Raw genomic sequence first — 12,695 nt, 5'->3', positions numbered from 1 at the left:
TTAGCAACCATTGCTTTGCTGTTGGACTTATTCAATCATGCTGTTGAGGGACGGGTTGAGTGATGTTCTAGACCTGTTGTTACGCAATTGTAGAACTTTGTCAAAGACACAAAATTTTGCAACTCTACTGCTCAGCCATGGAGATGATCGCCGATGACGGATGCAAAGGACGGGATGCAATTGCGACCCCAAGTGGAAACAACTGTCGGCAGCATGCCGCCGCCTGAAACAGCCCGATGTCTTGCTGGCGGTGGCGAAATGGGAGCCTTGATGCGCTCATTTGATTGGTCATCCACTTCATTAGGGTCGCCAGAGCAATGGCAACAGAGCTTAAAAACTGCTGTGCGAATCATGTTGACTTCGCGTCAGCCAATGTTTGTCTGGTGGGGAAAGGATCTGATTAATCTTTACAATGACGCTTACAGAGATATTGTTAGAGGCAAACATCCAAACGCTTTAGGGCAGCCTGCATCATCCGTGTGGCATGAGATTTGGGAGCAAGTTGGGCCGCGAGCAGAATCCGCAATTCTCAAAAATGAAGGCACGTATGACGAAGCCTTGTTGTTGATCATGGAGCGAAACGGCTACCCGGAGGAAACCTATTACACCTTTTCTTACAGCCCTATTCCCGATGATCAAGGTGGCACGGGTGGAATTATCTGCGCCAACACAGGCGATACCAAACGGATTGTTGGTGAGCGCCAATTAGCACTATTGCGAGAATTAGCTGCCAAAACGGCTGACGCACGCACCTTTGATGAAGCTTGTACTAGCAGCGTCCAATGTTTACAAACCAATCTGTATGACTTTCCCTTTGCAATGATTTATTTGCTCGATTCCGAGCAGCAGCAGATTGTTTTGGCTGGAACCAGTGGAATCGATCGCGGTCATACTGCTGCACCTGAAACGGTTGATCTCCATACTGATTCGGCTTGGTCGCTGGCAGAAGTTCTCAAAACGCATAAGGTAGTCTTGATCTCTGAGTTGACATCAATCTATGACTCTTTACCAACTGGCGTTTGGGATCGTTCTCCACATCAAGCGGTGGTTGTGCCCATTGCGCCGTATGGGGGAACCGGAAAGGCTGGAATATTGGTGCTTGGATTAAATCCATTTCGCCTCTTCAATGAAGAATATCAAGGATTTATCGATCTGGTTGCGGCTCAAATTACCTCTAGCATTGCCAATGCCACAGCCTATGAAGAAGAACGTCGCCGCGCCGAAGCTTTGGCAGAACTCGATCACGCCAAAACTACCTTTTTTAGCAACGTTTCCCATGAGTTCCGCACGCCCCTGACGCTGATGCTGGGTCCATTGGAGGATATGCTTGCCACGACTGCCCACAAACTAGATTCACAGGAACAAGAGCAGTTAAAAATGGTGCAGCGGAATGGATTGCGCCTGCAAAAACTGGTGAATACCTTACTCGATTTTTCTCGGTTGGAAGCGGGGCGATCGCAGGTAGTTTATGTTCCTACCGACTTAGCAACATTGACAAGCGAGTTGGCAAGTGTTTTTCGGTCTGCGATCGAACAGGCAGGCATGACTCTCCAAGTCAACTGTCCGCCTTTGCCAGAAGCGGTTTATGTTGATCGCGATATGTGGGAAAAGATTGTTTTAAATCTGCTCTCCAATGCTTTTAAGTTCACGTTTACGGGCGAAATTGAGGTTCAGCTAGAATGGCGCACGGAGCATGTTGCTTTACTCGTGCGTGATACAGGAACAGGCATTCCAGCCGCAGAACTGCCCCATCTATTTGAGCGGTTTCATCGCGTTGAAGGAACGAGAGGACGCAGCTATGAAGGCTCTGGCATTGGGCTATCCCTGGTGCAGGATCTAGTCAAACTGCATGGTGGAACGATCTCCGTCAACAGCGTGGTAGGCAGCGGCACCTGCTTTACCGTCCGCATTCCAACAGGCACCGCTCATCTACCCCCAGAGAGCCTTGGCACCACTCAGTTATTCTCAACAGCCCTGGGTGCTATACCCTATGTTGAAGAAGCGCTGCGCTGGTTACCCGAAGCGAATACCAGTTCAGGAGTTCAGGATGGGGAGTCGAGCGGAAGGACGGAAGAAACTACTACGGAGTTGGGAGTTCGGGGTACGGAGTTCAACTCTTCAACGTCACACGCCGTACCTCGTACTCTCCACTCTGCACTCTCCACCCCCCACATTCTGCTAGCCGACGACAACGCCGATATGCGGAGCTACGTAAAAGGGCTGCTGACAACCCAGTATGAAGTGACCACTGTTGCGGATGGCTCTGAGGCTTTGGCGATCGCCCGTGCCCAAACGCCAGATTTAATTCTCAGCGATGTGATGATGCCCACCCTCAACGGGCTGGAGCTGGTGCAACACCTCCGCGCCGATCCGCTGACCAGAGGAGTGCCCGTGATTTTGCTGTCAGCACGGGCTGGCGAAGAAGCGCGAGTGGAAGGGCTAGCAGTGGGAGCCGATGATTATTTAGTAAAACCATTTTCGGCACGGGAATTGCTAGCACGAGTGGAAGCCACCTTGAAACTGGCGCAAATTCGGCAGTCAGCCGCGAACCAGGAACACGACCTACGCCTGATTAGTGAAGCTGCCAAGCAAGAAGCTGACGCAGCCTATGAGCGCATTAGCCAGATTTTGGAAAGTATGACCGATGCGTTTGTGGCGCTCGATTGCGATTGGCGCGTGATCTATCAAAATGCTGAAAGTGAGCGAATCAACGGTAGACCCAAATCAGAAACTCTTGGCAAAACCCACTGGGAAGCATGGTCAGCATCCATCGGCACCAACGTAGAGCGCCAATATCGACGGGCAATGGCAGAACAAGTTCCAGTCCATTTTGAGCATCACTATTTTGATCCTCCAAACTTTGATACCTGGCTAGAAATTCATGCCTATCCATCGGCTCAAGGCTTAGGAGTTTTCTATCGAGACATCACCGATAGAAAACGCGTTGAAGCAGAACGTCAGCAGTCAGAGAAAGCCCTTAAACAGAGTGAGGAGAAGTTTCGCCAGCTTGCCAATGCCATGCCACAAATTGTCTGGACAACCAATGCAGTAGGCGAATTGGATTATGTAAGCGATCAGTGGGCTGACTATACCGGACTGACATTGGAACAAACTCGCGGTCTGTCCCAGGAAAACCTATTTATGCACCCGGATGATGTGCAAACAAGCCTTGAGCAATGGCAGGCTGCTCTCGCCACCGAAACCCCTTATCAAGCTGAATTTCGTTTAAGACGAGCCTCTGATGGCGTATATCACTGGTATTTAGGGCGGGCGATGCCGATTAGAAACGAGGAAGGGCAGGTCATTCGCTGGTATGGCACCTCTACAGATATTAATGTCCAAAAATTGATCGAACTTGAGCTTCAACAGGCAAACGATCGCTTTGAACTCGCTGCAAAGGCTGTCAGGGGGCTGATTTATGACGTGGACATTCAAACCAATTTTGTCGCTCGAACGGAAGGCTTAATCCGTGTTTTAGGCTATTCGTTGGCAGAAGCGGAGCCAACCCTCGATTGGTGGGATCGGCAAATTCATGTTGATGATTTGCAGCGCTCAAGAGCAGAGGGGCAAGCACAGATGGATCAGAGCGATCGCTATCGTGTTGAATATCGCATTCGTCATCAACAGGGTCACTATGTCCATGTGCAAGATCAAGGACTCTTAATACGAAATGCCGCAGGAGTGCCCATGCGAATTGTAGGCAGCACGATTGATATCAGCGAAGTGAAGCGTGATGAAGTCATTCGTAAAGAGATTGAAGAAGCCCTACGTCACAGTGAACGACGCTATCGTTCGTTGATTGAAGCGACCTCTCAAATCATTTGGGATACGAGCGCTGAAGGTGAATTTGTGAGCGAGCAACCCGGCTGGAGCGCCTTCACTGGGCAAACCTTTGACGAATTGAAGGGTTGGGGCTGGCTCAATGCGATCCATCCAGAGGATCGAGCCAATACGGCGCAAGTTTGGACGCGGGCAGTGACCCACCAAATTGTTTACGAAGTCGAGCATCGGTTACAGCGGCATAATGGAGTCTATCGTAATATGCGCGTGAAAGCGGTGCCTGTATTTGAAGAAGATGGCACCCTGCGTGAGTGGATTGGGGTGCATGTTGATATCACGAAAGCAAAGCGCGACGAAGTCAATCGTAATCAAGCAGAAACGGCACTACGACAAAGCGAAGAACGCTATCGATATCTAGTAGAGTCGATTCCGCAACTCGTATGGACAGCAAATACAGACGGCGTGCTGCTGGATGTGAATCAGCGGTGGCTGGATTTCACTGGGTTAAGCCTGGCGCAAGTACAAACGGAAGGCTGGCAGGTAATTATCCATCCTGAGGATATTGCACAGCTCAGTGAATGCTGGCAGTCAGCCCAACAAAGCGGCGATCGCTATCAAGCGGAAGGTCGAATGCGACGGGCGGATGGTGAATATCGTTGGCATTTGCACCAAGCCGTTGCAGGCAAAGATGAACTGGGGCAAGTAGTCAAATGGTTTGGCACCGCAACCGATATCGAAGATCAAAAGCAACTAGACCACGAGCGCGATCAAATTTTGCAGCAAGAGCATCATGCTCGTGCCCAAGCCGAACACGCTAATCGCATGAAAGATGAGTTTTTGGCAGTTTTATCCCATGAGCTACGCACTCCACTGAACCCCATTCTGGGTTGGGCAAAACTCCTGAGAACGGGTAAAGTTTCTGCTGACAAATACGAAGCGGCATTTGAAACGATTGAGCGCAACGCCAAACTGCAAACTCAATTAATTGAGGATCTACTCGATATTTCTCGTATTCTTCAAGGTAAGTTGGCACTGTCAATTTACCCGGTCGATTTAACCTTTATGATTACCGCCGCCAGAGAGACGGTTCGTCTTGCTGCTGATGCAAAACGGATCACCATTCATACAGTTTTTGAGCCGAACGTTGGCACCGTTGCAGGTGATACGACTCGTCTTCAGCAGGTTGTTTGGAATTTGCTCTCTAACGCGATTAAGTTCACACCCGAAGGGGGACGAATAGACATTCGTTTGAAACAGGTAAAAGGGGAAAAAATCAGGAGTCACGAGTCAAGAAATAGGGGTGAAACTAGTCGCTCACCGCTCACCTCTTATGCCCAAATCACCATTCGAGACACTGGAAAAGGAATTTCTTCTGACTTTCTTCCCCATGTGTTCGACTATTTTCGACAGGCAGACGGAGCAACCACTCGTCAGTTCGGCGGATTAGGCTTAGGATTGGCGATCGTTCGACAAGTGGTCGATTTGCATGGCGGAAAAGTTTTTGCAGAGAGTCCTGGTGAAGGGCAAGGAGCAACCTTCACAGTGCAGCTTCCCTTGCTCCATCAAACCGCCCCAGCGGATGAAGATAATGGTCCTTCTATACTGACATTCAAATCGCGATCGCTGACCGGATTAAAAATATTAGTTGTTGATGATGATGCCGATTCACTAGATTTCGCAGCATTTATCTTACAGCAGGACGGTGGCGACGTGATTACAGTAGCCTCTGCACTGGAAGCAATTGAAGTTTTAAAGCAGTCCCACATCGATGTCCTTGTGAGCGATGTCGGAATGCCAGAAATGGATGGCTACATGTTAATTCGCTATCTTAAAACTCAAGGGCCACAAGAAAGTCAAATCCCAGCGATCGCCTTAACTGCCTATGCTGGAGAATCAGATCATCAACAAATTATTGAAGCAGGGTTTAAGGCTCATGTGACCAAGCCGGTTGAGCCAGAACAACTCATCACTGCGATCGTGAATTCATTGACCCGTTAATCTATAGCCAAAAGACCTCAAAACTGGCTTACCTAAAATAAACAAGCGTCCACATTTGAATAAAGGTAAACGCTTGTTCAACTGACTAAAACTAAGAAGAGCAATCAATGCTAGTTAATAGCGTCTTTTACAGTATCTTTAGCTTTCTCAACGCCTTCACGGGCTTCGCCTTCAGCCTTTTTTGCTTTACCTTCGGCTTCCGCTTCCTTATCTCCTGCAAGGTTTCCTGCGCCTTCTTGGACAGTGCCTTCAACTTTCTTGGCTGCTGCTTTTGCTTTATCTTCTAAAGACATTGTATTTCTCCAGTAGTGTTTTTTTATGCTGACCGTCAGTTGACCAAATATTTAACTGGCTTAATTACACTGTAGCGATGCATCTATAAACCCTCCTCTATCGGCGGAAAGAGTTTGCTAGCAGAGCAGAAAGTTCAAGGAATAGAGCCGTTAACACTTAACAACAAAATATCGTTCGTTTCCTTGCCAAAGGCTCAAAACGAACGATATCAATACTCAAAGAACTAACTCACGCAATCGCGTCTAGGAATGAATTGTGTTTGTGCGAGGGTGACGAGCACCAGCAGAAGCTCCTAGCAAAGAAGCCACCAAACCAAGTAGAGAGCCTAGAGCGAATGACCAACCAACCTTTGCTGCATTGCCGGCAAGTTCACGGGTTTGTTGAGCCGTCACGTTTGCAGCATCTGGATTTGGAACATTCACGCCGCCTTGCTGGGCTTGGTTGATGATCGATCCTGCGTTAGAAGCGACTACACCAAAAGCGCCCGAAACACCCATAGAAAGCAGCAAAGCGCTAATCGCCAGGGTCGTTGCCCATAAGATAGCCCCGTTTAGCAAAGCTGTACTTTTGTTCATCGCTCCACATGCACGAGTGGTAACCCATCCTCCAACGAACAAAGAGATGAATAGACTAATAATTGACCAAATACCAACGGCAGAGCCAACCTCATCAGCATTAGAGCGAGGTGCACCTGAACCCGAAATTCCCGATAGTCCAATCGCTGCACCTAAAGCACTTAACACAAGTTGAGTACTGAGCGCAATCACCAAACCAGCAAAAATAGGACCCCAACGAACACGATCGTGATACTCCGCAACAGGGGCCGCAATCGGACGTTCAGCAACATAATCCACGGGGCGATCCATGGGTCGATCAGTATATGACATAGCCTTTAAAACTCCTACGAAACAATACAAACATATTTATGGAGAACCTATTAAAGAAACGCTGAAACGTAGCCAGCGGGAACTTTATAGGCGCTTTAAAAAATCTCCTTAAGACGTTTATATGTGAAAACCTGTAAAACTTTCTCTATCGCAGGAGTGAACTCTTTTGATTGGGCTGTTGTCTCAGTTGTTGATCCAACAATCGATATTAAGTTCACGTTTGGCAAGAGGCTTCACTAAGCAATCCAGGGCGCGATCGGGGGGATTAGTTCGGCTTTGCTTTTGCCATCTCGACTCAGGTCATCAGATTCAGAGCGGCTGCATCGCCTTAATTTCAACCTTACTTACTTGCTCTAAAAAGGCATAAAGCCGACATTCTAGGCACTTGAGAAAATGTTGGATGACACTCAAATTCTACGTGCACCCCTTCCTGATGCGGATAAATCCGCAATCTCTTGTTGCCTGTGTGCAAACAATGAATATTATCAGCTAGTAGAATTCAGAGCGGAGCTATTTTGCATTTGATGATAGTTCCAAAGTTTACCGCGTTGGGCTAGCAGCTCCTGATAGGTTCCCTGCTCAATGATTTGTCCTTGCTCTAAAACAACGACTTTATCAGCCCGCCTAATGGTAGACAGGCGATGGGCGATCGCGATTACTGTTCGTCCGACCGATAGTTGCTCAATGGATGCTTGAATTAACCGCTCTGATACTGAATCCAGGGCACTGGTTGCCTCATCCAAAATCAAAATTTCTGGGTTTCGCAACAAAGCACGAGCGATCGCGATTCGTTGACGTTGACCACCGGATAATCGAACCCCGCGATCACCCAATACCGTATCCAATCCTTGTGGCAGCTCTTCAATAAACTCCGTTGCGTTTGCAAGTTTGGCGGCTTTCATGACCTCAACATCGTCCACATCAATGCCATAAGCAATATTGTTTCGTACCGATGTGTTGAAGATAAATGTCTCTTGGCTCACCATGGCAATCCGTTGTCGCACCGATGTGATATCAAACTCACGCAAACTTACTCCATCCAGTTGAATATCGCCTTGAGTCGTGTCATAAAACCGGGGAATCAGATCTGCCAAAGTTGATTTACCTGCGCCCGACGAACCGACCAGCGCTATGGTTTGCCCTTTGGAAATAGTGAGCGTAATGTTGTGCAGTACGGACGATTCATCCCCATAGCCAAAGTCTACCGAGACAAACTCGATCGCCCGCTGCAAGTTTGTAAACTGTCGATGACCATTTTGTAGATAGGGCTTGTTGTCGCGCCGCAGCAACTCTTCGATCGCGTGCAGCGATCCTTGCATACTGCCCATAGAAGCAAGGCTTCCATTGATTTCTTGGATTGCTGGAACCAAACGAAACAGCAGAAAAATGAACGTCAAAAGAGCGCCAACCTGTAAAGCTCCGCTACTGACAAACACACTCATGCCCACCACAATCATGCCAATTAAAATCGTGCTGGCAGCCGCTTCTGCTAAGGGTCGCACAATAGACATCTGCATAGTGGCTTGAGTATTCGTTTCAGCGATTTCATCACTAACCCGATAAAACCGTTGTCGCTCAAACTCTTGGGTGGCAAAGGCTTGCACCGTACGAATGCCGTTGATGAACTCAGAGGCGATCGCGGTAAACTCTCCCCGCGCTTGCGACACTGGAAAACTCAGTTCCCGCACCTGTCGATTTAATGTTGATAAACCCACTGCCATTAAGCTAAACAACAGCACCGATGCCAGCGTCAGTTGCCAGGAGATGCTGATGGCGATCACTGCATAAACTAATAGCACCAGACCCTTTGTCAACAGAAAGCTAAATGAACCAAGAAACTGCTGAAGTTGCCCGACTTCCGAGGTGAGCGTGTTGACTAAGTTGCCCACCTGCGTTTGTCCAAAAAAACTCAGGCTCAATGACTGTAGTTGCTCAAAAATTTGGCGGTAAAGGCGATCTACAAGGCGAATCCTTGCCAGACTCGTATAAACCGCTGTTAGGTAGTTAAATATTGCCCGAATCCATGTCGATAGCAGGATGAGTGCCGACACGCGAAATAGTTGATCTAATTTTGAGCCATTGGCTCCCAAAACCCAGACATCTATCCACTCAACTCCAGAACGAACGGGTTCAGCATCTGCGTTGACCAAGGTTTGCAAAAAGGCAAGCAAAAAACCAATGCCAAATCCTTCAAAGATGGCCGCTAGCATCGGAAATAACAGAGATAACACCGCAATTTTTGGGAAAAATCGAATTTCACGCAAAATTAATTGGTTATCTTTCCAAAAACTACTTGCCTTGAGCAAACGATGTATCACTGTTGGCAACTTTAACCTCATAAATTTTTCCAGTTTGCTAATTTAAGGTGCATGTTCTGCTCTTTTGATTTCTTGCGCCTACTTATGCCTATTCACCGTTTATAAGCTATAAGTTTTAAAGATCTTTCTTACCCTCCCATTGATAAGTAGAGTGCTCTGGGCAGTGGGAACAACAGATTGTTTAAGTCACTTAATAAGCACCAAACCCAGACAATACTTTAGGTATGGTCATTAGTAAGAACTTAAAGTCCTGCCGGATCGACCAGCCTTGCAGATAGGTGAGATCGGAGTGATTGACGGTGTTGAGATCGACCACATGCGATCGCCCCTGCACCTGCCATGAACCTGTGATTCCAGGCAGTGCATTTAACCGCAATCGTAGGTTTGGGCTAATTCGCACGGCATCATATAATGCCCACGGACGCGGACCCACTAAACTCATCTCTCCTCGCAATACATTGAATAACTGTGGCAGTTCATCTAGGCTATACTTTCGCATCCAATAGCCTAGCGGTGTTACCCGTGGGTCATGTTTCAGCTTGTGCAACCCTGCTTGATTACCCATCACTTGATGATGTCGATTCTCTGCACCCACGACCATTGTCCGAAATTTAATGATTTTGAACAGTTTTCCTCGTTCTCCAACGCGCCACTGCTCAAAGAAAATTGGTCCAGGAGAGGAGACGAACATCAACGCGGCTAAACACACCATTATCGGACTGAGTAGCAGTAGTAGAATCGCCGCTGAAATCCAGTCGATTCCTCGCTTAAGCTGCCAATTCCAGGGACGGCTCTTTTGAGGCAAATTGGGAGTTGAGCATAACCGTAGGTAAGCGGGTTTCTTTGCCTGATGGCAGGCATTTGCCCAAGATTTTAAGCGTGCTTCACCCATTGCCAGGTCTAGCTTAACTAGGGCTACGGGCGATCGCTGTAAACAATTGGTCAACCAGTTCTGATCCTGTAGCGAAGGTAAAAGGGTTGTTTCATCACTACAATGAACGACTAACTTTCGCTGTCTCCATCTCAAGGTGCAAGCAGCCGCACACGCTTCAATAGGCTGAATTGCATACTTTGCCTTTAGGGATTGTGGAAGGTGAAGCATAAGTACGGGGACTAAAAGTCGTAAACTACATGGAACATATGCGCAGCATTAGTCTGAAGCAGACTCAACTAGCGCTGGTAGTGCCTATCGTTGCGAGTTTGATGTGATGCGCCATTCGCCACCACTCCAATCACATTTAATTGATTCAACATCTGAGTCGTTTGAGTAAGCTCTAAACGTGTTACTCGCTCGATGCGCCCCACAATGATTACGCCATTACAGCAAGCTCCTATCAGCATAGAATCCACCATGCCCAGTACAGGAGGGGCATCCAGCAGAACCAGGTCATAATTCTGTTCAAAGGTTGCCATCACCTGCCGCATCCGCTGTGAGCTTAAAAGCTTAGCGGGATCGGTTGGGGTTGGTCCGGCAGTCACCACTGAAATATTGCTCCTCAGGTTGGAATCTTGAGTATCCACTTGTTGAGGAATTGGGCGATCGCTGGTTAGCAGATTAGAAAGACCACGATCGTTGGGCAAGTTCAGCAGCTTATGTAAGCTAGGACGGCGTAAATCTGCATCAATCAGCAACACTCGTTGATGTAATCGCGCCGCGCTAATTGCCAATCCTAGAATGATTGTAGACTTTCCTTCTCCAGCCAAAGCAGATGTGATAACCAGCGACTTGAAAGGCTGTTCTCTACCCAATAGTTGAATGTTTTGATAAAGCAAATCTAACGATTCTCGAAAGGGTTGCCATTGAATCACGCGATCAATTCCTGGCGAGAGCGATCGCGACTTGCTAAACGGCAAACTCAGCAATGGCATATCATCCGTTGCTTCAATCGTTAGCTCTGGAACCATACCTAAGAGGGGTACTGGAACTTGTTTTTTCAAATCATCTGAACTGTGAACCGCATCATCTGCCGATTCACGAGCAAATGCTGCTGCACCGCCCAACATTAACCCAGCAACTGCACCCAGCATCAGATTTCGCATTAAGCTTGGACCTGTTTTTGCACCCAGTTGCGGATCTTCTACAACCTGCCAATCAAACCCGCCTCGAGCAATTTCCAAACCAATATCTTGCTGCGCCTTAAGCAACTGTTTTAAGGTTTCTTGAGACAACTCCACCTCTGGTTGCAAACGTCCATACTCCGCTAGTAGCTGTGGGAAACGCACCAATTCTGCTCGCAGCTGTTGCTGAATTGTGGCTAAGCTACGTTCTCGTGCTTGTGCCGCCTGAAGATTGACTTGAGACTCTACAAGCTGACCGACTAAGGTTTGATCCAAATTACCAAATTGCCCTTGTGACAAGAGTTGCTCAGGATTACCATTGCTAATCGCAGAACTTGTTCCTAACACTCTCCGAATTTCAGTTTGCAATAGCGATAACTGTCGTTGTCGTTGATTTTTTAATTGCTGCACAAATGGAGTTTGATCTTTGAAGCGAAGCCGCTGCTGCTCTAACAACAGCTCTGTTTTTTGAATCTCGTTCAGTAAGTTTTGATAGCGGATAGATTGACTTAATCGAGACAGAGCGATCGCATCTTGTGAAGACAACGCCAACTGTTGTTGTAAACTTGTATACCGACTTCGCAACTCTCGAAGCTGAACCTGATTCGTTTGTTGTTCCTGTTGAACTCGTAAAAGCCCTTCAGTTTGCACTTTTGCCTGTAAGTCTGGGTCGATCAGTTCTTGATTTTGACGAAACTGCTTTAATGCAGACTCCGCCTGTTGCATTTTGTTTTTTACTTGCGGTAGTTGCTCGTTGACAAAAGCAAGTCCTTTCGTAAGACGTAACTTCTGCTGTTCTAAGTTGTAATCAAGATAAACTTTCTTTAACGCTTCTAATGCTTTTTGAGTTTCAACTGGATCATTGCCATTGTGAACAATTTGAAAAATCTTAGTTGCAACATTTTCTTTGCCAGTTCTTTGCGTAATTTGAGTAATATCGATAGTCCCCTTAAAACCTGCAACACTGTTCGGATCATCAGGATTGATGTCAGGATAGTCTGACCGCAACAAAACCATTGCTCGGCGTAGCAGCTCCGAACTCTGCATCACATTAATTTGGGTCGCTGTATCAACTTGAACATTGGCATCAGAAAATTCATTTTCTAAACCACTATCTCGATCGAGATTGGGTTTTCCCTGGTAGTTCGATTCGATCAGTAGCTGCATACTACTCACGTAGGTTGGAGCTTGGCGAATAGTTTGCAAGGCGGCAACCCCAATCGCAGCAACCAGCATTCCTAAAACCCAAAATCGGCGACGCAGCAGAATGGCAAATATCTGCCCATAACCCGCTTCAGATTGAATCTCTGGATTAAAACTGGTCTGAGTTGCCTGCATGAATATCACCAAATACGTTATT

General features: G+C 47.4%; 6 protein-coding genes. 1 reads left to right on the top strand and 5 read right to left on the bottom strand.

Annotation, left to right across the window (positions count from 1 at the left end; all coding sequences use genetic code 11):
* The first annotated feature begins 153 nt into the window (after nucleotides 1-153).
* Nucleotides 154-5,778 (top strand): PAS domain S-box protein, encoded by a 5,625-nt coding sequence (locus JOY44_RS05570; RefSeq protein ID WP_197984988.1) that lies wholly within the window; start codon nucleotides 154-156, stop codon nucleotides 5,776-5,778.
* Nucleotides 5,779-5,888: 110 nt separating this feature from the next.
* Here JOY44_RS05570 and JOY44_RS05565 read toward each other — a convergent pair whose 3' ends face one another.
* The 5 genes from JOY44_RS05565 to JOY44_RS05545 all read right to left on the bottom strand — a co-directional run bounded on the left by JOY44_RS05565 (nucleotide 5,889) and on the right by JOY44_RS05545 (nucleotide 12,673).
* The gene (locus JOY44_RS05565) at nucleotides 5,889-6,071 is read right to left on the bottom strand and encodes a CsbD family protein (RefSeq protein ID WP_171572691.1); all 183 of its coding nucleotides are present in this window, start codon (nucleotides 6,069-6,071) and stop codon (nucleotides 5,889-5,891) included.
* 243 nt (nucleotides 6,072-6,314) lie between these two features.
* Nucleotides 6,315-6,959, bottom strand: a complete 645-nt coding sequence (locus JOY44_RS05560; protein WP_171572690.1) for a hypothetical protein — start codon at nucleotides 6,957-6,959, stop codon at nucleotides 6,315-6,317.
* Nucleotides 6,960-7,444: 485 nt separating this feature from the next.
* Nucleotides 7,445-9,298, bottom strand: a complete 1,854-nt coding sequence (gene hepA, locus JOY44_RS05555; protein WP_171572689.1) for a heterocyst formation ABC transporter subunit HepA — start codon at nucleotides 9,296-9,298, stop codon at nucleotides 7,445-7,447.
* A gap of 169 nt (nucleotides 9,299-9,467) precedes the next feature.
* The gene (gene hepC, locus JOY44_RS05550) at nucleotides 9,468-10,379 is read right to left on the bottom strand and encodes a heterocyst development glycosyltransferase HepC (RefSeq protein ID WP_171572688.1); all 912 of its coding nucleotides are present in this window, start codon (nucleotides 10,377-10,379) and stop codon (nucleotides 9,468-9,470) included.
* 68 nt (nucleotides 10,380-10,447) lie between these two features.
* Nucleotides 10,448-12,673, bottom strand: a complete 2,226-nt coding sequence (locus JOY44_RS05545) for a GumC family protein (RefSeq protein WP_171572687.1) — start codon at nucleotides 12,671-12,673, stop codon at nucleotides 10,448-10,450.
* Nucleotides 12,674-12,695 lie beyond the last annotated feature (22 nt).

Source organism: Leptolyngbya sp. Cla-17 (assembly GCF_016807185.1).
Classification (GTDB): domain Bacteria; phylum Cyanobacteriota; class Cyanobacteriia; order Leptolyngbyales; family Leptolyngbyaceae; genus ULC077BIN1.
The sequence above is the reverse complement of the archived record's forward strand: the minus strand, read 5'-3'. Positions and strand labels throughout refer to the sequence as shown.

Excerpts from the sequence above, each read along its gene's own strand:
- JOY44_RS05545 (WP_171572687.1), bottom strand. The coding sequence starts at position 12,673 with ATGCAGGCAACTCAGACCAGTTTTAATCCAGAGATTCAATCTGAAGCG.
- JOY44_RS05560 (WP_171572690.1), bottom strand. The coding sequence starts at position 6,959 with ATGTCATATACTGATCGACCCATGGATCGCCCCGTGGATTATGTTGCT.
- hepA (WP_171572689.1), bottom strand. The coding sequence starts at position 9,298 with ATGAGGTTAAAGTTGCCAACAGTGATACATCGTTTGCTCAAGGCAAGT.
- JOY44_RS05570 (WP_197984988.1), top strand. The coding sequence starts at position 154 with ATGACGGATGCAAAGGACGGGATGCAATTGCGACCCCAAGTGGAAACA.
- hepC (WP_171572688.1), bottom strand. The coding sequence starts at position 10,379 with ATGCTTCACCTTCCACAATCCCTAAAGGCAAAGTATGCAATTCAGCCT.
- JOY44_RS05565 (WP_171572691.1), bottom strand. The coding sequence starts at position 6,071 with ATGTCTTTAGAAGATAAAGCAAAAGCAGCAGCCAAGAAAGTTGAAGGC.